Raw genomic sequence first — 21,543 nt, 5'->3', positions numbered from 1 at the left:
CCTTGCATTTCGACGATTCTGTTGCTACAGAATTAATAGAAGTTTTCACGAGGGGCTCGGACGACCATGACCCTGGGATTGGACTTCGACTTCAGGCGCTGGCCCGCGCTGGAGCGGCTGGAGCGGAAGGAGCGCTGGCCCGGGACGGCGCAGCCGGCGGAGGGCGCGCCCGCGACAGGGGGACGGCCTGGCGCGGAGCCGGCGCTCTCGGAGCGGGAGCTGCGCATCGCCGCCGCGCTCGCCGAGGCGGCGATGCCGCCCGGCCGCTTCCTCGAGGGCGCCGGCGCGGCGACCGCCGCCCGCCTCGCGGCCTTTCTGTCGTCGATCCCGCCGCACCTGGCCCAGGGGCTGCGCGCGGCGCTGTGGGCGATCGAGCTCGCGCCGGTGGCGACGCGGCTCAGGCCGCTGTCGGCGCTGCCGCTCGAGGAGCGGATGGAGGTGCTCCGCGGCTTCGAGCAGAGCCGGGCGCTGGCGCTGCGCTCGCTGCTCCGCGCCGTGCTCACGCCGCTCCGGTTCCTCCACTACGACCGGCCCGAGATGTTCGAGCACGTGGGCTGCCGCTACGAGCTGCCCACCGTGCGCGACGAGAGCCCCCGCTGGCTGTCGCAGGTGACGAACGGGCGCGAGGTCGAGGAAGACCTGGAGCTCGAGTGCGAGGTGCTCGTGATCGGCACCGGGGCCGGCGGCGCGGCCGCCGCCTACGAGCTCGCGTCGCGGGGGCACGCGGTCCTGATGCTCGAGGAGGGCGACTACCACCGCCGCTCGAGCTTCACCGGCCGGCCGGCGCGCGCGTACCGGGAGATGTACCGCGACCACGGGCTCGACATGGCGATCGGCAACGTGGGGATCCCGGTGTTCGCGGGGCGCGCCGTCGGCGGGAGCACCGTGATCAACTCCGGGACCTGCTACCGGGCGCCGGAGAGCACCTTCGCGTCGTGGCGGGACGGCATGGGGCTGCCCGCGGAGTTCTCGTCCGAGGGGCTCGCGCCCTACTACGAGCGCGTCGAGCGGATGCTCCAGGTCGCCCCGGCCGATCCGCTGCACCTCGGGGCGATCGGGCCGATCATCCGGCGCGGCGCGGAGCGGCTCGGCCTGCAGCACGGGCCGCTCCAGCGCAACGCGCCGGACTGCGACGGACAGGGGATCTGCTGCTTCGGCTGCCCGACCGGCGCCAAGCGCTCGACCGACGTGAGCTACGTGCCCGAGGCGCTGAAGCGGGGCGCGCAGCTCATCACGGCGGCGCGCGTGAGGACGATCGACGTCGTGGCGGGCCGCGCGCGCGGGGCGACGGCCGTGCTCGGCGGCGACACGAGGGCCGGGGGCGGCCGCGCGGCCGGCGGCGCGAGGCGGCGGCGGCCGCGGCTCGTGGTCAAGGCGGAGGCCGTCGTGGTGGCCGGCGGCGCGCTGATGACGCCGCTCCTGCTGCGCCGGAGCGGGGCGTGCCTCTCGAGCGGCATGCTGGGGAAGAACCTGTCGATCCACCCGGCGTCGAAGGTGATGGCGCTCTTCGACGAGCGGGTCGACCAGTGGCGAGGCATCCCGCAGGGCTACCAGATCGACCACTTCGCCGACGAAGGGCTGATGTTCGAGGGCGGCTCGCTCCCGTTCGACGTCGCCGCGCTGGCCGTGCCGTGGACGGGGCGGCGCTACACCGAGCTCATGGAGCGGTACCCGCACCTCGCGACGTTCGGGTTCATGATCAAGGACACGAGCCGCGGCGAGGTGCGGCCCGGGCTCGGCGGCACGCCGCTCGTGCTCTACACGATGAACCCGGAGGACGTCGCGCGGATGCAGCGCGGGATCGAGCTGCTCTGCGAGGTGTTCCTGGCCGCGGGGGCGCGGCGCGTGCTGCCGCTCGTCGCCGGCTGCGACGAGGTGAACGGCCCGGAGGACCTCGAGCGGCTCAAGGGGCGGCAGATCAAGGCCGGGGACATCGACGTGGCCGCGTTCCACCCGCTCGGGACGTGCCGCATCGGCGTCGATCCGCGGTCGTCGTGCCTCGGGCCGGACCACCAGGCGCACGACGTCGCCGGGCTCTACGTGTGCGACGGGAGCGCGATCCCCTCGTCGCTCGGCGTGAACCCGCAGATGACCATCATGGCCATGTCGCTGCGCGCGGCCGAGCTCCTGAGCGAGCGGCTATCCGGCTGAGCCGCCGCGGTACCCGGCCGCCGCGGCGCGCTCGTTGCCGATGCGGTCGCTCTCGACGGCCCCGTCGCGCATCGTCACCACGCGCGGCATCGACTCGGCGAAGCTGAGGTTGTGCGTCACCACGACGACCGTGGTGCCGTGCTTGCGGTTCATCTCGAAGAACAGCTGGTGGATCGAGTCGCTCGTCGCGGTGTCGAGGTTCCCGGTCGGCTCGTCGGCGAGGAGCAGCTTCGGCGACAGGACGAGCGCGCGCGCCAGGGCCACGCGCTGCTGCTCGCCGCCCGACAGCTCGCCCGGCCGGTGCGTCGCGCGCGCGGCGAGCCCGACCTCGGCGAGCAGCGCGCGCGCGATCGGCTCCATCTCGCGGCGGGTCTTCCCCTGGATGAGGCCCGGCATCATCACGTTCTCGACCGCGTTGAACTCGGGGAGCAGGTGGTGGAACTGGAAGACGAAGCCGATCATCCGGTTCCGGATCGCCGCGAGCCGCGAGCTCGGCATGCCGGTGAGCTCGTCGCTGCCGAGGCGGATGCGGCCGCTCGTCGGGAGGTCCAGCGTGCCGATGCAGTGGAGGAACGTGCTCTTGCCGGCCCCGGAGGGGCCCACGAACGCCACGACCTCGCCCTGGTTGATCACGATATCGATGCCGCAGAGCACGTGGAGCTCGCGCCCCATGTGAACGAACGTCTTGCGGAGATCTTCGACGACGACGAGCGGAGTGGACATGGAGGGGTTTACTCGTAGCGGAGCCCGTCGACCGGAGAGAGCTTCGAGGCGGCGCGGGCCGGGTAGAGGGTGGCGATCGTGCAGATGAGCAGCGCCGCCACCGCGACTATCGCATAGTCGGAGCCGTTCACGTTCACGGGCAGCCGGTCGATGTAATAGACGTCCGGATCGAGCCGGACGCCGAACCAGGACAGCCCCGTGCAGACCGCCAGCGCGGTGCCGACACCGTAGACGGTGCCGATGGCGCCGATGATGACGCCCTCGAGCATGAACACGCGCATCACCGCGTTGTCCGAGGCCCCGAGCGCCTTCAGGACGGCGATCTCCTTGCCCTTCTCCGTCACCATGAGCAGCAGCGTGCAGACGATGCAGAAGCTCGCGACCGCGATGGCGATGGACAGGATGATGAACGTCGCGATCTTCTCCAGCTTGAGCGCGCTGAAGAGGCTCTTGTTGCTCTCGACCCAGTCGCGGACGCGGAGCTCGGGGGGCGGCTTGCCGCCCTCCGGCGCCTCGTCGAGCGCGGCGCCCGCGGCGACCGCCGCCTCGACGGCCGGGCGGACATCCTGCACCCGCTCGGGATCCGGGATCCGGATGTCGATATGGGTGATCTTGTCCTCCAGGCCGAAGAACTTCTGCGCCTCGTCCAGCAAGACGTACGCGTGCGAGACGTCGTACTCGTACATGCCGCTGTAGAAGATCGCCGCGACGCGGAACCTGCGGGAGCGCGGCATCACGCCGGTGGGACCGAGCTCGCCCACCGGCGAGAGGAGGGTCACCTCGTCCCCGACGAGCACGTGGAGCGACTTCGCGAGCTCGCGGCCGATGACGACGCCCGGGTACACGCGCGTCTGCCGCTTCAGGTAGTCGCGCACCGACGGGTCGACGTCCGGCGGCTGGCGGAAGTCGGGCCCCTTGAAGTACGGCTCCCCGCCGGGGCCCCGGCCGATGATCTCCTCCGGCGGCAGGCTGGTCAGCTTCTCGGGATCGCGCAGGTAGTCGAAGCTGCCGACCTCGATGTTCTTCTGGAGATCGATGACCTGCCCGATCGTGTCCGGATCGATGCCGCGGACGATGGCGCCGGCGGTGTTCGAGGCGCTGGAGCCCATCGCCTCGCCGGCCGCGACCGGCGTCGCCGCGCCCCCGTAAGGAGCGAGCGCGACGCGCACCTTGGTGAGCTTGTCGTCCCAGTTGCCGAAGCCGCCGGGGCGGGTCGCGTCGACGACCATGTGCGCGTTGTTGCCGAGGATCTTGCGCTTCAGGTCGGCGCCGAAGCCGCCCATGATGCTCGTGACCGAGCACAGGGAGCACGAGCTGACGGCGACCCCGGCCATCGACAGGACCGAGATCACGGTGAGAAAGCCGCTCTTCGAGGCGCGCACGTGGCGCGCGCCCACGTGGAGCACGAAGCTCCGGCGCTCGAGGGCGTCGAGGGCGAGCGGCAGGAGCGCCGACAGCACGAAGAACAGAAAGACCGTGCTGGAGACGAGCGCGGCGAAGCGGATGATCTGATCGGTGGTGTTGTGCGACGCGAGCCGCCCGACGGGCATCCTGGCCGTGAGCGCCGCGGTGACGCCGAACGTGACGCCCACGAGCGCGCCCCACCACCAGCCGAGCGCGCGGTAGAGCCCCCTGCGGACGGGGCGGGTCCCGGCGATCGCGTAGCCCACGCCCGCGGCGATCAGGACGCCCGCGAGGAGCCACTTCAGGGTCGGATGGATCGGCAGGACCGCGAGCCAGACGACGGCGACCGCGAGCGCGGCCACGAGGCCGATCACGCCCAGCGCCCTGACGAACGCGCGGACCTTGGGCCCTCGCGCGCCGAACACCCGCCAGCCGAGGCCCGTCGCGGTCACGAGCAGCAAGCCGACGCCCGTCCCGGCCAGCCCGCCGAGGGCGCCGGCGATCATCTCGGGGTTGCTGGCGACGACCACGCCGACGAGCCCGAGGGCCTTCGCTCCCCCGCCGGACGTGACGAGCGCGAGCGCGAGCAGGGCGCCGCCCGCGAGCGCGAGCACGAGCCCGACGCGCGCGACGACGGGGCGCCGCGGCTCGAGCTCGCCCTTCTTGTCGAAGCGGGTGTAGCCGCGCCAGGCGAGCAAGAGGACACCCAGCGCGACGGCGGCGAGGAGCGCGGCCTGCAGGGGTCGGGAGAGCTCGATCACGCGTCGGTCTCGGGGCGCAGGAGGGGGAACAGGATGACGTCGCGGATGGATGTCGCGCCGGTGAGGAGCATCGTCAGGCGATCGACCCCCATGCCGAAGCCCGCCGTCGGCGGGAGGCCGTGCTCCAGGGCGCGGACGTAGTCGGCGTCGTAATCCATCGTCTCCTCCTCGCCCCGCGACTTCTTGGCGACCTGCGCGCGGAACCGCGCGTCCTGGTCCTCGGGGTCGTTGAGCTCGCTGAAGGCGTTGCAGAGCTCGCGGCCCTCGATGAAGAGCTCGAAGCGGTCGACCAGCGAGGGATCGCTGTCCTTCTTGCGCGCGAGCGGGGAGACCTCGAAGGGATAGTCGATGATGAAGACGGGGACGCTCTTGTCGCCCGCCTCGGTGCGGTAGTCCTTCGTGAGGAACGGCTCGACCACGTACTCGTAAGCGCAGAAGACGAGCTCGCCGGGCGACTCGCACTTCTTCGCGCCCGCGCGGAAGTTCGTCCAGTCGATCTCGCGCCCGCTCGCCTTGGCGGCCTTCGCCCACTCCTTGATCGGCGCGTCGTCCGCGGCGACGCGCTGCGGGACGTCGGCGGGGAGCCCCGCCTTGGCCAGGGCGCGGGCGAGCCCCTCGGCCATGGGGACGCGCGCGAAGCGCTCGAGCGAGAACGCGCGCTGGGAGGCCCAGGCCGCGTGCTCGGCCGGGAGCCGCTCGGCGAGGCGGGCGTCGACGTGGCGGAGCATCGCCTCGGTCGCGTCCATCAGGGTCTCGTACGTCGCGTACGCCTGGTAGTACTCGAGCATCGTGAACTCGGGGTTGTGCCGCGTCGACAGCCCCTCGTTCCGGTAGCAGCGCGCGATCTCGTAGACGCGCTCGAAGCCGCCGACCACGAGCCGCTTCAGGAAGAGCTCGGGCGCGATGCGCATGAAGAGCTCGAGATCGAGCGCGTTGTGGTGGGTCTTGAACGGCTTCGCGGCCGCGCCGCCGACGAGCGTGTGCATCGTCGGGGTCTCGACCTCAAGGAAGCCGCGCGCGTCGAGGAACTCGCGCAGCGCCGCGACGATCGCGCTGCGGGCGCGGAAGACCCCCGCCACGTGCGGGTTGGCCACGAGGTCGACGTACCGCATGCGGTAGCGCGACTCGACGTCCTTGAAGCTCGTCTTGGTCGGCAGCGGGCGGTAGGCCTTCGTGAGCAGCCGGAGGCGCTCGGCGCGGATCGAGAGCTCCCCCTTCTGCGTGGCCATGGCGGCGCCGTGGGCCTCGACGAAGTCGCCGAGATCGATGTCCTCCAGCCGCTCGAAATCGGCGAGGCTCCCCTGCTCGCAGTAGAGCTGGAGCTCGCCGGTCCGGTCGCGCAGCCGCACGAAGGTGACGCCGCCGAACGAGCGCACGAACAGGACCCGGCCCGCGACGCGGAACGGGATCGGCTCGACGCGCGCCGGGTCGTAGCGATCCACCGTCGGCGCGGCGGGCCGGTCCGGCGCCGCGCCCTCCGGCCGGGGCTCGGCCGCGGCCCGCGCCCCGTCGAAGCGGGCGCGGACGGCGGCGAGCTCGGTGAGCGGCTCGCCCGTCGTGACGTCGTTGGCGAACGGGTTCTCGCCGCGGGCGCGGAGGCGGGCCGCCTTCGCCTTGCGGGTGGCGATCAGCGTCTCCTCGGCGCGCGCGGCCTCGGCGGCCTCTTTCGCTAGCCGCTCGCTCTTCTTGTCGTTCGGTCGGTCTTTTTGCTGGCTCACGGAGCGTCGTCCTCCGCGACCGAGCCGCCCTTCCTGAGCGAGCCGCCGGCCGCGGCGAGCAGATAGGCCTCGATGAAGCCCTCGAGATCGCCGTCGAGGACGGAGTCCACGTCGGTGGCCTCGGTGGAGGTGCGGACGTCCTTGACGAGCCGGTAGGGCGCGAGGACGTAGTTCCTGATCTGGCTGCCGAAGTTGATGGCGCTCTTCGCGGCGTTGTAGGCCTGGACCTCGGCCTCGCGCTTCTGGAGCTCCATCTCGTACAGCTTCGCCTTGAGGACCTTCATCGCCATCGCGCGGTTCTGGTGCTGGCTGCGCTCGGCGCGGCACACGATGTTGAGGCCGGTCGGGATGTGGCGCAGGCGAACGGCGGTCTCCACCTTGTTCACGTTCTGCCCGCCCTTGCCGCCGGCGCGCATCGTCGTGATCTCGATGTCCTTCTCGTTGACCTGGATGTTGATCTCGTCGTCGCTGTCCGGGGTGACCTCGACGGCGGCGAACGCGGTCTGGCGCGTGTGATCCGCGTTGAACGGGCTCATCCGCACCAGGCGATGGACCCCCGCCTCGGAGCGCAGGTACCCGTAGGCGGCGTCGCCGGCCACCGTGAAGGTCACGGCGTCGATGCCGGCCTCGTCGCCGTCCTGGTAGTCGATGATCTCCGTCTTGTAGCCCCGGCGCTCGCAGAAGCGCAGGTACATGCGGAGGAGCATGGACGCCCAGTCCTTCGCGTCGGTGCCGCCGGCGCCCGGGTGGATGCTGACGATGGCGTTCCCGCGGTCGGCGGGGCCGGACAGCATGCGATCGAGCTCGGCCTTGCGCAGGCGCGCGGCGATCGCGTCGGACTGCGCGTCGGCGTCGGCGATGACGCCCTCGTCGCCCTCGGCGGCGCCGAGCTCGAGGTACTCCGCGAGATCCTCGATCTCGCGGCCGAGCTTCTGCGCCATCTCGAGCTTCGCCTCGACCTGGGCGCGCTTGCGGAGGACGGCTTGGGCTTTTTCCTGATCGTTCCAGAACCCGGACGACAGCGTCGTCTGGGTCAGGTCCTGGAGCATCCGTTCGAGCTTAGGGACGTCAAAGATGCCCCCTTAGCGCCTCAAAGCGCCGTTTGATGTCCAGGACTTTCTCGCGGGTCTCGGAGAGCATGGCCGGGGATCTATTCGATCTGGGCGGCGATCGCCAGGAGAGACCGCCCCGCGCGCAGAGGCCGCGGCGGCCCGCGCCGGGGGCGCTGGCGGCTCAAGCCGGGGTCGGCCCGGGGACCGATCGCTGGAAGGCCCGACGGATCGCGGGCCACGCTCGCCGAGGTCTCCGCGCTCGGCGCGACCTCGCCACCACGTCTCGGATGGTCCTCAGGGAGATCGAGGGAGGCGCCGCCGGGCTGCTCAGCGCGCTGTCGAGGTAACGGCCCAGGAGCTCGGTCAGCGCGACGGCGGTGATCGCGTTGGAGAAGAGACCGGCGACCGGGACGAGGCCGAGCGTGAAGTTGGCGAAGAGCCGCACAGCGGCTCCGCCCCAGATGATCTTGCTCACCTGAAGCCACGGAGCCCCGAGGAGCGGCACGCCCCGCGCCCGCGTCAGCGACGCGGAAAACCAGTAATGGATGGGAACCACGATCAGCTCGTCTGCGCCGGGAATGGGCTGCGTGACGAAGCTCGTCACCGCGGTGATGGCGGAATACTTGTTGGTCAGTCGGCGGATCTTCGGTTCCATCGATCGTATATACGGCGCGGCGTTGGCCACCGGGAGGCCGGACGAGCCCGCCGGGTCGCGCCCGCGACGCGCGAAGTCGTGGACGAACCGCGCTCGACCAGGGCGCAGCGCGGGAGTCGCCGCGATCCCGATCGCGGGCCCCGGCGCTCTTCGCGAGCGCGCGGCGAAGCGAGATCTCCCCGGAGCAACTCTGCAGATCGGCGGTTCGATCCAGCGCGAGCCCCGGGGAGCCCGATCCCGCTCTCCGCTGGGATGGCGGCGTCTCCGGCGCCGCCGGCGCTACGGATCGAGCCCTTCCCTGCAAGCGGCCCTGAGCTCGGCGAGCGCGGCGACGAGCGACTCCCGCTCGCTGCGCCACGCCGGCGACGCGTCCTCGGCGTCGCGCCGGCGGAGGTGCTCGCGGGCCTCGTCCCAGAGCGGGCGCGGCGGCTCCAGCGGGGGCACGCGCCGGCGCACGGCGTCCGTCAAGCGGAGCACGCGCTCGACGCGGGAGAGCGCCTCGTCGAGCGGCACCTCGCCCGCCTTGCAGCGCCGGAGCAGGCCGCACTCGTAGCTGCTGCACACGGAGAAGCGCGTCTCGTAGACGGTGCACTTCCGGTCGCGGTGGCACGGGCACGGCAGCCTGAAGGCGTCGTGGTACTGGTTGCACGCGAGCGGCAGGCGCAGCTTCTCGGCGAGCGGGAGCTCGTCCTCCTCGAGCGGCGCGACGTCGAAGAGCAGCCCCGTGCAGCACAGGCCGCACGCGGTGCACAGGTCCGAGCCGCTCGGCCGCGCCTCGGGGATCTCGCTCGCCGGGGGAGAGCTCACCCGCCTCGATTGGCACGCGCGCGGCCGCGCGTCGAGCCGGGAGGCGGGCGAGCGAGGCGCGCCCGGCGCCCGGAGGCAGGCGCGGGCGCGCTGGCCGGCGATCAGAACACGATCTCCGAGTAGGGGCAGCGCTCCTGGATCGCCTCGACGTCGCACGGCTCGGGCGGCATGCAGTTGAAGGACGGCGGGCAGCTCGCGTCCTGCTCGCAGCCGCAGCCGCACGCGTTCTGGAAGTAGGCCGTGGTGTCGGGGCAGACGAAGTCGATGAGCTGGCACGTCTCCGGGCTGTCGCCCGCGTAGCTGCGCCACCACTCGGCCTCCGGGTCGCACGCGCAGGCGCGCTCGGTGCACGCGACGCTGCCGTCGGCCGCGCACGTGCAGGTGTTGCAGCCGTCGATGGACGGGAACGCCTCCCCCACCTCGTAGATCGAGCCCTCGTAGAAGCAGCCGTCGTAGCAGAGGACGGCCGTGCAGACGGCGATGCCGTCGGCGTCGCACCTGCAGGTGTTGCAGCCGTCGTCCATCGGGAGCTCCTCGCCCGGCGCGCACCCTTCACACGCGATGGTGGAGCACTCGACGTTGCCGCTGCCCGAGGGGTCGCAGATGCACGCGTTGCAGCCGTCCGAGGCGCGGAAGGAGTCGCCGGGGGCGTGGTTCACGCCGTCGTACGTACAGCCGGGCACGCACGCCTTGCGGGTGCAGGCGATGGTCCCGTCGTCCGAGCAAACGCAGGTGTTGCAGCCGTCCTTGTCCAGGAACGAGTCGCCGGGGCTGTAGACGGTGCCGTCCACGTCGCAGGGGGTCCCGCCATCCACGACGTTGATGTGGCAGCCCGCGAGCGCGCCCGCCGACGCGAGGGCGACGGCCACCGAGAGCAGGCCGCTGATGTGGAACCAAGGAAGACGATGAGCTGTCATGGGATTCGCTCCTGTGCCAAAGAATGCCAGCGAGACGCCTGGAATCAGCCGCCAGACGCGGAGAGGCGCTCGGGAGCGAGGTAAAGAAAGGACCGTGCCAGGGGGCCCGGAGGCGCTCGGGAGCGAGGCGCGCCGGTTGTCGCCCCGCGCCCGCACCGGCGGCGTCCCCGCCTCGCGGGCGCGCTCTCAGCGCAGCGCCCCGTCCTCCGCGCCCTCGATGACGATCTCGCGCAGGTGGTCGAGCCCGACCGAGCCAGAGCCGATCACCTTGGCGTGAAACGCCTTGAGATCGAAGGCCTCGCCCTGCCGGCGCCGCAGCTCCTCGCGCAGCTCCAGGACGACCCGCTCGCCGACCTTGTACGAGATCGCCTGCCCCGGCCAGCCGAGGTAGCGCGTCGCCTCGCTGTGCGCGTGATCCAGCGTGAGGAAGGCGCGGCGGTGGAGGTACTCGACCGCGGTCTCGTAGCGCCACGGCTCCCCGGCGTGGAGCGGGGCGTGCTGGGGGATCGGCAGCTCGAGGTGCATGCCGATGTCGAGGACGACGCGGTAGGCGCGCGTGAGCTTGCCCGCGAGCATCCCGAGCACGTAGTCGGGGCGCTCGAAATAGCCGAGCTCGTACATCAGCTGCTCGGCGTAGAGCGCCCACCCCTCGGCGAAGCCGGAGCACGTCACCAGGAAGCGGTGGAGCCGGCTCAGCCGGTCCTCGAGGTGCACCTGGAGCGCGCACTGCAGGTGATGGCCGGGGAATCCCTCGTGGTACGCCGTGGTGATCTCCTCGTAGAGCGGGAACTGCTGCTTGTCGCCGGCGGCGTACCAGACGGTGCCGGGCCGCTTGAAGCCGTCGCTCGGGGGCATGTAGTACGCGCCGAGCGCGCCGCCCGGCGGCGCCAGCTTCACCTCGATGTGGCGGATGGGATCGGGGATGTCGAAATGCACGCCGTCGAGCTCGGCGAGCGCCTTCCGCTGGCGCTCGGACATGAGGCGGAGGAACTCGTCGGCGCCGTGCGCGCACCGGGCGGGATCGGTCATGAGCACCTCGATCACGTCGGGCAGCGACGCGCCGGGGAGGATCTCGCCGGCGAGGCGCGCCATCCGGGCCTCGATGTCGTGCACCTCGGACCACCCCCAGGCGTAGGTCTCGATCGGATCGATGGTCGCGCCGAGGAAGCGTCGCGCCATGCGCAGATAACGCTCCTCGCCCACGGCGTCCGCGGCGCGCGCGCTCGGCAGGTACGTCTGCTCCAGATGATCGGCGAACGCGCCGAACGCGGCGCGCGCCCGGTCCACGCCGGCGGCGAGGCGCGCGCGGCCGGCGTCCGTGGCGCAGCCGGACGCCTCGTAGGCGACGGGCAGCGTGAGGAAGAACGACGCCTCGCCGACCTGGTAGCGCGCCTGCTCGATGACGGCGCGCACCTGGCGGCGCGCGACGACCTGGCCTGTCCGGCGCCCCTCCTCCAGCGACGTCCGGTAGCTGTCGAAGGCCCGCGGGAGCCCCTCCAGGCGCGACGCGATGGCGTCCCAGCCGGCCGCGCTGCGCACGTCCATGAGGTCGAAGACCACCCGGAGGTGCTGGAACGCCGACTCGATGTTGTTGAGGTCGCGCAGGTGCTCGCCGTGACGGAAATCGTCGAGCCGCTCGTCCAGGTGATCGGCCATCACACGGCGTGCGAGGCGGTCCCACCGCGCCTCCGGCCCGCGACCAGGCGGCGGCAGCGCCCGGAGCCTCTCCTGGAAGGACGCGACGGTCGAGGCCCATGAGGCGGCGCCGCTCGGGCTCCAGTCGTTCCAGGCGCCGTCGTCGCACGGGATGCCCGCCAGGGTGGCGTGGGCAGGACATTGTGCGGCGAAGGTTTCGACGAACTCGTCGCTGAGGGCGAAGATCGGATCGCGCGCGTCGTGGTGTTGGCTCACCGCGACAGCATAGGCGGCCGCGCCCGGAATTTCTTCGTGCACGCGAGACGACCCGTCGGGTCTTCGTTACGCTTGCGGAGAGAGGCCGTTCACGGGGCGGCCCCGGGGAGCGACATGAACCATCGCAGCCTGAAAGGCGAGCTCCACGACGACGACCGGCGCCCGAGCGCCGCCCTTCCCTCGCGTTCCCGGCCGCCGCGGCGGCCCCGCTGGCCGCGCCTCTCCGGGCTCCTCGCCGCGGCGGCCCTCGCGGCGCTCGGCTGCGCCGGCTCCGCAGGCCACCCGGCGAGCTCGGCGCCCCCGTCGGCCGCGATGACGCCGGCCCAGATCGCGGCGCGCGCCACGCCGGCGGTCGTCACGATCCGCGGCGACGGCTCGCTGGGGGCGGGCTTCCTCGTCCGCGAGGACGGCTGGATCGCGACGAACTTCCACGTCATCGCCGGGATCCCGGATCTCAAGGTCGTCCTCTGGGACCAGAGCGAGCACCCGGTGCTCGAGGTGCTCGCGTTCGACGAGGACCGGGATCTCGCGATCGTCCGGATCCACGCGCCGCGGAAGCTCCCGCTGCTGCCCCTGGGCGACAGCCGCGCGGTGCGCCCGGGCGATCCCGTGGTCGCGATCGGGCATCCGCTCGGCCTGGCCGACACCGTGTCGAACGGCCTCGTGAGCGCGGTCCGCGTGGTCGATCCCGCGCTGACGCTGCTGCAGATCTCCGCGCCGATCGCGCCGGGCTCCTCGGGCGGGCCGCTGTTCAACGAGCGCGGCGAGGTGATCGGCGTCGCCGCCGCGGTGGCGACGCAGGGGCAGAACCTCAACTTCGGCGTGCCCGCCGACTACCTCAAGCGGCTGCTCGTGCGCCCCGACCCGGTGCCGCTCTCGACCTTCGCGGCCGAGACGGCCGACGAGGAGCAGGCGCTGCCGGCGGTCAAGCGCTCGGTGCCCCACCACGCGCTCGCGATCCTCCGCGGCTGCACCGAGGGGGATCTCCTCGTCTTGGCGCGGACGATGGACGGCGCCATCCAGGTCGGCTCGCCCCTCTACAACCAGGGGGATTTCGCGTCCTGCTATCACATCTACGAGGGCGCCTCGCTCGACATGGAGCGCCGGCTCGGCCCCTCGTGCCGGGGCCCGAGGCAGGCGCTCGCCGAGGGCCGTCGCAAGGCCGCCGGGCTCGACGACAACGCCGCGCAGGCCTGGGCGATGCGCGACGCGTTCGACGGTCTCCTGGATGTGATCCTGCGCAAGGTGCACGGCGACACGCAGTGACCGGCGCGTCGCGGTGAGCGCCGCGCGGGGTGGCGGCGCCGCGTCGAGGCAGCGACGGGGGCCGGGCGTGGCGCGCCGCGGCCCCCGAGCGCCGCCAGGCAGCGTGGCTAGTCGAGGTGCGCCCCCGCCGGCCGGCCGCCCTCGTGCGCGATCACGGCGCGCGCCGCGGCGCCGTGATGGCCCGCCGCGACGACCCCGTCGCCCGCCGGAGCGACGCCGCCCTCCCCCTCCCCGCGAGGCGCTCCCGGATCGTCGCCGCCCCGCATGAAGGGCAGGACCCGCTTCAGCCACGACGAGACGTCGTCGAAGAGCGAGTAGGCGACCGGGGTCGCGAGCAGCGTCAGGAGCAGCGCCATCGTCTGCCCGCCGATGATCACGAACCCGGTCGCGCGGTTGGTCCCCGAGCCCGCGCCGCTCGAGGCGACGAGCGGGATCATGCCGGCCACGAACGCGAGCGTGGTCATCAGGATGGGCCGGAGCCGGTCGCGGTTCGCCTCGAGGATCGCCTGCGCGCGCGGCAAGCCGTGCTCGCGCAGCTTGATCGTGTGATCGATCTGGAGGATCGAGTTCTTCTTCACGACGCCGAACAGCACGACGATGCCGAGCAGCGAGAAGATGTTGAGCGACTGCCGGAAGATGATGACCGAGATGAACGCGAACGGCACCGTCAGCGGCAGCGACAGGAGGATCGTGATCGGGTGCAGCCACGACTCGAACTGCGCCGCGAGCACGAGGTACATGAAGACGAACGACAGGAGCAGCGCGACGAGGAAGCTCTTCATCATCTTGGCGAGCTCCTTCGACGCGCCGACGGGGCCGGCGGAGTAGCCGGGCGCCAGGTTCAGCTGCGCCACCGCCTTGTCGAGCTCCTGTACGACCGTCTGCTGCGAGTAGCCCGCCTCGAGGTTGGCCGTCAGCATGACCTGCCGCTGGCGGTTGTACCGCTCGATGCGCGACGGGCCCGTCCCCTCGGCGAACGTGACCACGTTGTCGAGCGTGACCGCGCCGAGCTTGGTCGACGGCACCGTGATCTTCGCGAGGCCCTCCTTGTCCGAGCGGAAGCTCGGCAGCGCGCGCGCGCGCACCTCGTACTGCTCCCCGCCCTCGTTGTAGGTCGACACCTTGTACCCGCCGACCAGGAGGCGCAGCGTGCTGGCCACGTCGCCGACCTGGACGCCGAGATCGGCGGCCTTCTTGCGATCGATGTTCACGCGGATCTCCGGCTTGCCGACGAGCAGCGACGTGTCCGGATCGACGACGCCCGGCATCGCCTTGAGCTTCTGGAGCAGCGCGTCGGAGTACTGGCCGATCTTCTGGAGGTCGGGGCCCTGCACCTGGTACGCGATCTGCGCGCTCTGGCCGCCGGAGAACGCGGGCACGACGCCGATGCTCGCCCGGAGCCTCTCCGCGTCGAACTTCGGCTGGAGCTCGCGCCGGGCCCGGTCGATGAGGTCCTGCTGCGACAGCTCGCGCTCGCTCGTGGGCTTGAGCTTCACGTAGATGGTGGCGAGGTTGGGCGTCTTCTGCGGATCGTCGCCGATCGTCGTCAGCGTGTAGCTCACGCCCGGGAGCTTCTCGATGTCCGAGGCGAGCCGCGTGGCGATGACGCGCGTCCCGTCGAGGCTCACGCCCTCGGGCGCGCGCAGGGTGACCTGGAACTGCGACTCGTCCTCGACCGGGAGGAAGTTGAACTTCGCGAGGCCCCCGAGGACCGGGATCGAGAACAGGGCCAGGACCGAGGCGAGCACGATGACCCAGCGGTGCGCCATCGACCAGCGGAGGAGCGACATGTAGCCGCGCTCGATCGGCCCGTAGAAGCGCGACTCCTTGGAGCTGTGGGAGCCGCCCTTGTCCGGCTTCTTCAGCCACCGCGCCGACAGCATCGGCGTCAGCGTGAAGCTCACGATCAGCGAGACCAGGATCGAGAACGCCATGGTGAGGCCGAACGAGTTCAGGAAGCGGCCGACGATGCCGCTCATGAACGCGACCGGGAGGAACACCGCGACCAGCGAGAGCGTCGTCGCGAGCACCGCGGGGCCGATCTCCCGCGTGCCCTGGAGCGCCGCCTCCCACGGGCTCGCGCCCTTCTCCTCGATCCAGCGGTAGCAGTTCTCGAGGACGACGATGGCGTCGTCGATCACGATGCCGACCGCCAGCGTCAGGGCGAGGAGCGTGATGCCGTTGAGCGTGAAGCCCGCCACCCTCATCAGGGCGAACGTGGAGATGATGCTCGTCGGGATCGCGATCGCGGAGATGACCGTGCTGCGCGCGTTCGCGAGGAACAGCGCGACGATGATCGCGGCGAGCAGCGCGCCGAGCACGAGGTGCTCCTTGACGGCGTTGACCGAGTTCTTGATGAACTCCGACTGATCGCGGGCGATGACGATCTGGTAGCCCGGGGGGAGGCGCTTCTCGACGTCGCTGATCCGCGCCTTCAGGCCGTCGATGACCTCGACGGTGTTCGTCCCGCTCTGCTTGCGGATGCTGAGGAGCACGGCGGGGTCGAGCCCGCGGAAGCCGGCGGACTCCGGCTCTGCCATGCCGTCCTGGACCTCGGCGACGTCGCCGAGCCGGACGGAGTAGCCGTCGCGGTTCGCGAGCACGATGTCCGCCATCTGCTCGACCGACTGCACGCGGCCGCGCGTCCGCAGGGTGAGCGCCCTGCCCCCTTGCTCGATGCGGCCGGCGGGGATCTCGACGTTCTGGCTCGCCAGCGCCTGGGCCACCACGCCGCCCGTCAGCGAGTACTTCTCGAGCTTCTCCGGATCGATCCAGATGTTGATCTGGCGGCTGCGGCCGCCGATGACCAGCACCTGGCCGACGCCGGCGAGCGACTCCAGCTCGCGCCGCAGCGTCTTGTCGGCGAACTCGGTCACCTCGCGGACGTCCGCCTTCGGCGAGGAGACGGCGAGCGTGAGGATCGGGGCGGCGTCCGGATCCAGCTTGCCCACGATCGGCGGATCGATGCCCTCGGGGAGCTCCGCGAGGATGCCCTCGACCTTGTCGCGCACCTCCTGCGCGGCCACGTCGACGTCCTTCTCGAGCTGGAAGGAGATCATGACCTGGCTGAGCCCCTCGACCGACGCGGAGCGCAGCTCGTCGATGCCGCTGATCGTGTTGACCGCGGACTCGATCTTGTCGGAGATCTCCGTCTCCACCTCCTCGGGCGCCGCGCCGGGGAGGACCGTCGTCACGACGATGAACGGGAACTCGACCTTGGGGAACCGGTCCACGCCGAGGCCGAAGTAGGAGAACGCCCCGAGCACCGTCAGGAGCAGGACGATCACCGACGCGAACACCGGCCTACGGATGCAGATTGCCGCGAGCCATTGCATGGTCGCTACCTTTCTTCAGTAATGAGACGCGCAGCGCGCTCGGCTCACTGCGCCGCCGCGATCTCGATGCCGTCCGCCAGCTCGCTCACCTTGTCGATCGCGACCTCTTCCCCATCGGCGACCGGGCCGATCACCTCGACGAGTCCGTCGACCTTGCGGCCGGTCTTGACCAGCCGCTCCGTCACGCGATCGCCGGACCTCACGAACACGCGCGCGCTCGTCCCGGAGGTGCCGACCGCCGCCTCGGGCACGAGGAGCGCCGTTTTTGACTCGCCGGTCAGCGCCAGCTGACCCTGCGCGAAGAGGCCGGGCCGGAGCTTCCCCTCGCTGTTGTCGAACTCGGCCTCGACGGGCAGCGTGCGCGAGGAGGCCTTGAGGCTCGCGCCGATGCGCTTCACGACGCCCGGGAACGTGCGATCGGGGAAGGCGGCGACCGAGATGCGGACCGGCTTGCCGACCTCGATGCTCGCGATGTCCGCCTCGGGCACGTCGATGCGGAGCCGCAGCGGGTTGTCGCGGACCACGACCGCCACCACGCGGCCCGGGCTCGCGAACTCGCCGACGCTGATCCGCTTCTCGGCGACGGCGCCGTCGAACGGCGCCCGCACCGTCGTGTCGGCCACCGACTTCGAGGCGAGCCCCGCCTGCGCCTGCGCCGACGAGAGCGCGGCGACGGTCGCGCGGATGCCGTTGACCGCGGCCTCGTACTGCGCGGTCGCGTTCTGCGCCTGCGTGCGCGCCGCGTCCCAGGTCGACTGGGCGACGGCGCCCTGGTCGAAGAGCTGCTTCACGCGGTCGGCCTCGGCCTTCGCGAGCTCCATGCTCTGCTTCGCGGCCCGGACCTCCGGCACCTGGTCGGGATCGATGTCCTTCGGCGACGCGCCCTGCTGCAGCGCGAGCTTGGCCCGGGCCTGCGCCACGGCGGCGGAGGCCGCCTGCGACTGGAGCGCCAGGTTGCGCGCGTCGAGCACGACGAGCGCGTCGCCCTTCTTGACCCGGGAGCCCACGTCGACCTCGACGCTCACGACCGAGCCGGCGACCTGCGTCGCCACCTCGCTCGTCTCGTCGGCGACGAGCGTGCCGCTGATGTCGAGCGTCTGCGGGAGCGGGCGCGCGGTCACCTTCCCGAAGCGCACGGCGGGCTTCTCGCGAGGCGCGGCGGTGTCGCGCGCGGGCGCGGGCTTCGCCTCCGCTTCCGGGCGCTTGCAGGCGGTCAGCGTGGTCGCCGCGAGCGCGGCGAGGAGCGCCGCGACGACGGCGGCGCGGGAGTGGTTCGAGGCGGCGCTACGAGCGCCGAAAACCCGTCGAGCGATACGGCGCTCGGGTCCGCAAGGAGGATGTGTCATGGGGAGTCCGCCCGGTTCTTTGCCAGCGCCTGCCGGTGCGGTCCAGGAGCAAAGCTGGCGGGCACCACAGTAGGGTCCTGACCGGCCGGTCATCAAGGGGGTGATCCGGCGATGTCTCCGTCCCTCTCGCACTTTATGCCGCCATGCCGAGAAAAACGTGCTGCGCGCCGCGCTCGGGGTTGCGCCGGCCGGCGATCGACAATGAAACGGAGCGGTGAATCGCCGGTCATCCTCCGGAAAGGCGGCGCCGGAGCGGTGAGCCGCCGCGCGAATGCGCCCTCCTCCAACGTCGCGCGCCGCGGCCGCGGCCTCCGTGGCATCCGCGGCGCAAAGGTGCTGCGCTTCGGAGCAGGCCGCCAGCGGTCGCGGCGAATTCCTCTATAGAATATTTCAGCAAAGGCGCATTCCCGTGTGTGTGCCTTCGCGAGGTTGAAAGCGGTTCAGCTCCCGATCTCCGGAGATGTCCGGGGACGGGGCAGCGCCATGGAGACGCCTCTCATCGCCACGGGTCGAAGGCGTCCTGGAGCGCAGGGCCCGAGAGCTCGGCGAGGAACGGGTCGAGCGCACAGAGCGCGTCGAGCCAGGCGACGTCGGCGGGAGCGGCCGAGGGCTCCTGGGCGAGGCCCGCGAGGCGGCGAGCGCGGGCCGCGTGGGCGCGCGTGCGCGCCTCCGCGTAAGGGACCATGTCGCCGGCGGACATCATGAACGCCCAGTCGCTCGACTGGAGGAGGAGGAGCTCGCGGATCGCCTGGTCGAGCGCGCGGCCGGGCAGGCCGCCCGCGCCACGGCGACGCGAGAGCGCCCCCAGCACCGCGCGCTCGGCGTGATGGGCGTGCCGCCACAGGCGCGCCGCGCTCGGGCCCGTCCAGTACGCGCCGTAGCCGCCTTCGCCCCACGTGGAGGCAGCGGGCGCGACGACCTCCGCCGGCGGGTGGCGCTCGAGGTACGCGCCGAGCGCGATGGGGACGGCGCGATCCGAGGCGGCGAGGCCGCGCAGGGCGTGCTCGAGGAACTCGGGCTCTTCGAGCCAGAAGTGGCCGAAGAGCTCGGCGTCGTACGGGGCCACGAGGATGGGCGGGGCCGACGCGCCGCGGCCCGGCGCGCCGGCCAACGGCGCGCCGGCCAACGGCGCGCCGCGGATCGACGCGAGCGCGGCCTCGCGGCGGGCCACGAACGCCGCGGCGTGGGCGCGCGCCTGCGCGGACGCGCGGGCCGGGTCGTAGGGCGCCTTGTCGGGGCCGGGACCGGTCACGCGGTGGAGCTTGAGGCCGGTCATGAGCCGGGCGCCGCCGGGGCCGATCTCCCCGTCGAGCTCGCGCTCGGGCAGGTCGAGCCCGACGTCGCGGTAGAACTCGCGGTAGACCGGGTGGCCCGGGTAGCCGGCGTCGCGCGACCAGACTTCGCGCGCGCTGTCGCGATCGCGCGCGAAGCACGCGACGCCGGCCGGCGAGCGCACGGGGACGGACGCGCCGGCGGACGGCGCCGGCGCGGCGAGCGCGAGGGCGTGGGCGTCGAGCACCGTGAAGCGGACGCCGGCCGCCGCGAGATCGGCGTCGATGCCGGGCGCGTAAGCGCACTCGGGCAGCCAGAAGCCGCGCGGCTCGGGCGCGCCCGCGAGGGCCGCGAAGGCGCGGCGGCCGAGCCGGATCTGCGCCCGGATCGACGCCGGCGTGGGGAGCAGGCCGGGCAGGTACGCGTGCGTCGCGGCGGTGGTGAGGAGCTCGACGCGGCCCGCCGCGGCGTGGCGCAGGAGGGCGCCGGGGACGTCGCCGCCCAGCGCCGCCCAGGCGCTCGCCGCGCCGGCGAGCCGCGCGCGGTAGAACGCGGCGGCCGCCGCGAAGCCGCTGCCGGCGAAGCGGGCCTCGACCCGGGCGGCGAGCGCGGCGTGCCGGCGGAGGTGATCCTCGAACCGGCGGAGGAGCAGCTCGTCGCGCAGCATCGCGAGGAGCGGCGGCGAGACGGAGAGGGTCAGCGGGGCGACGACGCGATCGGCGGCGAGGCGATCGAGGACCCCGAGCAACGGGAGGTAGCATTCCCAGAGCGCCTCGAAGAGCCAGCGCTCCTCCAGCGAGCGCGCGTGCTCGGGGTGGCGCACGTACGGCAGGTGGGCGTGGAGGACGAGGGCGACGTAGCCCGGCATGAGCGCTGGCCGGCGGGAGATCGCCGGCAGGCGCGATCTCGCACGGGCGCGCCGGCGCGGGAAGCGCGGGGCGGAGCGCCGCGCGGGAAGCGCCGGGCGGAGCACAGCGGGCCGGCGGCTCGCCCGGGCGCGCCGGCGGTCAGGCTTGGCCGTTCATCGAGGCGTGGTGCGCGGCGTCGTGATCCGGCGCAGGCTGGGCCAGCGACGTCCCCTCCGGCTCGGACGGCTGCGCCTCCGGCTCGGACGGCTGCGCCCCCGGCTCGGACGGCTGCGCCCCCGGCTCGGAGGTCGGTTCTTCCGGCGCAGGCGCCCGCGCCTTGCGGGGCTTGAGCACGCCGCGCGTCGCAGGTCCGGGGACGAGCTTGCGGATCGCGCGGTTCTTGCGGCGCGCCTCCGAGAAGCTGCGCATCGCGACCGCCATCTCCCGCAGGAGGCGCCCCTCGGCGCGCGCCAGCGCCGTCGCGTCGCGCTCGCCCCCGCCCCCCTCCCCGCCCTCGCCCGGCGCGGCGCCGCCGCTCGCGACCGCGGCGCCCTCGCCGCCCTCGCCCGCGGCCCGGGCGACGTCCGCGGCGGCGCGCTCGAGCTCGTCGGCGGACCGCCAGGCGGCCTGCGCGTGGGCCTGGGTGAGGCCCGCCGACGCGACGAGCGCGCGCTCCACGTCGCCCCCTCGGCGCAGCCAGTCCTCCGCGAGCCCCGCCAGCGCGCGCAGCGACGCGGCGAGCTCGCGATCGTCGGCGGCCGTCCCCTGCGCCTTCGCGAGCGCATCGACCTCGGCCTCCACCCCGCCGGCCAGCTCGGCGAGCAGGCCGAGGAGGTCGTCGCGGAGCTCCAGCGACGCCGCCCGCGCCCGCTCTCCGAGGCAGCGCGCGCCGTCGGGAGAGCCCTGCGCGCTCTTGTACAGCGCGCGCTCCTTCGCGAGCGCGAGGAGGCACTCGAGCAGCCAGGTGAACCGCTCTCCGGAGTACCGCAGCCCCTCGTGGGGGCCCTCGAGCGTCTTCTGGATCCGCGCGGCCCAGTCGAGCGCTTCGCGGAGCACCGGTCCGCTCTTCGCGCGGCCGCCGAGCTCGTCGCACTGCGCGTCCGAGAACCGGCTCCGGAACGCGGCGCGCTGCACGTCGGTCAGGGGACGCCGGAGCCGCAGCATCCGCTCGACACGGGCGATTTCCCCTCCCCGTGACGCCTCCGACGCGCCTTTGCGCTGCGCCTTTTTCTGCGCGTCCGGCCCCGTGCTCGACTTGGCTTTGGCTTTGCCGTCCTTGAACTTCATTCGTTCAAGCTATCGATTCGCCGACGCCCCGTCACAGCAATTCCCGATTGAAATCGCCCGGGAATTGGAGCTTCGGCGTCGGTTCGTCCG

At 72.5% G+C, this 21,543-nt stretch carries 14 protein-coding genes; 2 read left to right on the top strand and 12 right to left on the bottom strand.

Features of this window, described 5'->3' with window-relative positions; translation table 11 throughout:
• Positions 1 to 66: 66 nt before the first annotated feature.
• Positions 67 to 2,151 carry an FAD-dependent oxidoreductase gene (locus tag WME83_RS10575; RefSeq protein WP_437319152.1) on the top strand — a complete coding sequence of 695 codons (2,085 nt, stop codon included), beginning with the start codon at positions 67 to 69 and terminating at the stop codon, positions 2,149 to 2,151.
• On the opposite strand, the gene WME83_RS10570 is transcribed toward WME83_RS10575, so the two are convergent.
• The 8 genes from WME83_RS10570 to WME83_RS10535 form a co-directional block, all read right to left on the bottom strand.
• Positions 2,140 to 2,874 (bottom strand): ABC transporter ATP-binding protein, encoded by a 735-nt coding sequence (locus WME83_RS10570; RefSeq protein ID WP_020734056.1) that lies wholly within the window; start codon positions 2,872 to 2,874, stop codon positions 2,140 to 2,142. The genes WME83_RS10575 and WME83_RS10570 overlap by 12 nt on opposite strands.
• A gap of 8 nt (positions 2,875 to 2,882) precedes the next feature.
• Entirely contained in the window at positions 2,883 to 5,039 is a 2,157-nt protein-coding gene (locus WME83_RS10565) for an FtsX-like permease family protein (protein WP_437319151.1), read from the bottom strand.
• Positions 5,036 to 6,757, bottom strand: a complete 1,722-nt coding sequence (gene lysS, locus WME83_RS10560; protein ID WP_437319150.1) for a lysine--tRNA ligase — start codon at positions 6,755 to 6,757, stop codon at positions 5,036 to 5,038. The genes WME83_RS10565 and lysS overlap by 4 nt, the downstream gene beginning before the upstream one ends.
• Positions 6,754 to 7,897 (bottom strand): peptide chain release factor 2 gene (prfB, locus tag WME83_RS10555; RefSeq protein WP_437319149.1). Its coding sequence is split into 2 segments (ribosomal slippage): positions 6,754 to 7,827 and positions 7,829 to 7,897, totalling 1,143 coding nucleotides; the frame shifts between segments, so codons are not numbered across the junction. The genes lysS and prfB overlap by 4 nt, the downstream gene beginning before the upstream one ends.
• Before the next feature lie 93 nt (positions 7,898 to 7,990).
• Positions 7,991 to 8,464 carry a hypothetical protein gene (locus WME83_RS10550; RefSeq protein ID WP_437319148.1) on the bottom strand — a complete coding sequence of 158 codons (474 nt, stop codon included), beginning with the start codon at positions 8,462 to 8,464 and terminating at the stop codon, positions 7,991 to 7,993.
• Between the two features lie 279 nt (positions 8,465 to 8,743).
• On the bottom strand, positions 8,744 to 9,271 hold the full coding sequence (locus WME83_RS10545; protein ID WP_437319147.1) for a hypothetical protein: 528 nt from the start codon (positions 9,269 to 9,271) through the stop codon (positions 8,744 to 8,746).
• Between the two features lie 101 nt (positions 9,272 to 9,372).
• The gene (locus WME83_RS10540; RefSeq protein ID WP_437319146.1) at positions 9,373 to 10,188 is read right to left on the bottom strand and encodes a hypothetical protein; all 816 of its coding nucleotides are present in this window, start codon (positions 10,186 to 10,188) and stop codon (positions 9,373 to 9,375) included.
• Positions 10,189 to 10,374: 186 nt separating this feature from the next.
• Positions 10,375 to 12,099 carry a DUF885 domain-containing protein gene (locus tag WME83_RS10535; protein ID WP_437319145.1) on the bottom strand — a complete coding sequence of 575 codons (1,725 nt, stop codon included), beginning with the start codon at positions 12,097 to 12,099 and terminating at the stop codon, positions 10,375 to 10,377.
• Between the two features lie 114 nt (positions 12,100 to 12,213).
• On the opposite strand from WME83_RS10535, the gene WME83_RS10530 reads away from it, so the two are divergent.
• The gene (locus tag WME83_RS10530; protein WP_437319144.1) at positions 12,214 to 13,365 is read left to right on the top strand and encodes a S1C family serine protease; all 1,152 of its coding nucleotides are present in this window, start codon (positions 12,214 to 12,216) and stop codon (positions 13,363 to 13,365) included.
• A 107-nt stretch (positions 13,366 to 13,472) separates the two neighbouring features.
• Here the strand turns inward: WME83_RS10530 and WME83_RS10525 are convergent, their stop codons facing one another.
• The 4 genes from WME83_RS10525 to WME83_RS10510 all read right to left on the bottom strand — a co-directional run bounded on the left by WME83_RS10525 (position 13,473) and on the right by WME83_RS10510 (position 21,453).
• Positions 13,473 to 16,700 carry an efflux RND transporter permease subunit gene (locus WME83_RS10525; RefSeq protein WP_437319143.1) on the bottom strand — a complete coding sequence of 1,076 codons (3,228 nt, stop codon included), beginning with the start codon at positions 16,698 to 16,700 and terminating at the stop codon, positions 13,473 to 13,475.
• A 44-nt stretch (positions 16,701 to 16,744) separates the two neighbouring features.
• Positions 16,745 to 17,836 carry an efflux RND transporter periplasmic adaptor subunit gene (locus tag WME83_RS10520; protein ID WP_437319142.1) on the bottom strand — a complete coding sequence of 364 codons (1,092 nt, stop codon included), beginning with the start codon at positions 17,834 to 17,836 and terminating at the stop codon, positions 16,745 to 16,747.
• 706 nt (positions 17,837 to 18,542) lie between these two features.
• Complete coding sequence (locus tag WME83_RS10515; protein ID WP_437319141.1) at positions 18,543 to 20,186, bottom strand: 1,4-alpha-glucan branching protein domain-containing protein; 1,644 nt, start codon at positions 20,184 to 20,186, stop codon at positions 18,543 to 18,545.
• A gap of 139 nt (positions 20,187 to 20,325) precedes the next feature.
• On the bottom strand, positions 20,326 to 21,453 hold the full coding sequence (locus WME83_RS10510) for a hypothetical protein (protein ID WP_437319140.1): 1,128 nt from the start codon (positions 21,451 to 21,453) through the stop codon (positions 20,326 to 20,328).
• Positions 21,454 to 21,543: the final 90 nt, after the last annotated feature.

This window comes from Sorangium sp. So ce385 (genome assembly GCF_051474135.1).
Lineage (GTDB): Bacteria > Myxococcota_A > Polyangia > Polyangiales > Polyangiaceae > Sorangium > Sorangium cellulosum_D.
The sequence above is the reverse complement of the archived record's forward strand: the minus strand, read 5'-3'. Positions and strand labels throughout refer to the sequence as shown.

Excerpts from the sequence above, each read along its gene's own strand:
- WME83_RS10575 (WP_437319152.1), top strand. The coding sequence starts at position 67 with ATGACCCTGGGATTGGACTTCGACTTCAGGCGCTGGCCCGCGCTGGAG.
- WME83_RS10570 (WP_020734056.1), bottom strand. The coding sequence starts at position 2,874 with ATGTCCACTCCGCTCGTCGTCGTCGAAGATCTCCGCAAGACGTTCGTT.
- WME83_RS10550 (WP_437319148.1), bottom strand. The coding sequence starts at position 8,464 with ATGGAACCGAAGATCCGCCGACTGACCAACAAGTATTCCGCCATCACC.
- WME83_RS10540 (WP_437319146.1), bottom strand. The coding sequence starts at position 10,188 with ATGACAGCTCATCGTCTTCCTTGGTTCCACATCAGCGGCCTGCTCTCG.
- WME83_RS10530 (WP_437319144.1), top strand. The coding sequence starts at position 12,214 with ATGAACCATCGCAGCCTGAAAGGCGAGCTCCACGACGACGACCGGCGC.
- WME83_RS10525 (WP_437319143.1), bottom strand. The coding sequence starts at position 16,700 with ATGCAATGGCTCGCGGCAATCTGCATCCGTAGGCCGGTGTTCGCGTCG.
- WME83_RS10515 (WP_437319141.1), bottom strand. The coding sequence starts at position 20,186 with ATGCCGGGCTACGTCGCCCTCGTCCTCCACGCCCACCTGCCGTACGTG.
- WME83_RS10510 (WP_437319140.1), bottom strand. The coding sequence starts at position 21,453 with ATGAAGTTCAAGGACGGCAAAGCCAAAGCCAAGTCGAGCACGGGGCCG.